The following is a 694-nucleotide window of genomic DNA, read 5'->3' as shown; positions in this document are numbered from 1 at the left end:
TGGTGGTCGCTGTGAAGCTTGTCAGGGGGATGGTGTTATCAAAGTCGAGATGCACTTCTTACCAGACGTGTACGTGCCATGTGATGTGTGTAAAGGGAAGCGCTATAACCGCGAAACACTGGAAGTACGCTACAAAGGCAAAACCATCGATGAAGTACTGGAAATGACCGTCGAGGATGCTCGCACCTTCTTCGATCCTGTTCCTGCGATTGCCCGCAAGCTGCAAACTCTAATGGACGTTGGTCTGTCTTACATTCGTTTAGGTCAAGCGGCAACCACATTATCAGGCGGCGAAGCGCAGCGAGTGAAATTGGCAAGAGAGCTATCCAAGCGTGATACGGGTAAAACCTTGTACATTCTGGATGAGCCGACAACCGGTCTGCATTTCCATGATATTCAGCAGCTATTAACTGTACTTCATCGCCTGCGCGATCACGGGAATACCGTTGTGGTTATCGAGCATAACTTGGACGTCATCAAAACAGCAGACTGGATCATCGACTTAGGACCAGAAGGCGGACAAGGCGGCGGAGAGATCATTGCCCAGGGAACACCAGAAGATGTGTCTCAGATCGAAGGTTCGCACACAGCTCGATTCCTTAAGCCTATGTTGAAATAGAAAAAACGGGTAAAGTACAAAGACCAGCCAACGCTGGTCTTTTTTCATTCAAAACAACGCAATATATATGGCTAC

The 694-nt window shown here is 48.4% G+C and carries 1 protein-coding gene; it reads left to right on the top strand.

All coding sequences use genetic code 11. From position 1 onward, the window contains the following. On the top strand, window positions 1-619 hold a 619-nt coding region (locus R7Z50_RS27635), incomplete at its 5' end, for an ATP-binding cassette domain-containing protein (protein WP_318149774.1). Window positions 620-694 lie beyond the last annotated feature (75 nt).

It is taken from the genome of Vibrio sp. 1249-1 (genome assembly GCF_033340495.1).
This window is presented reverse-complemented; position numbering and strand designations above follow the sequence as displayed.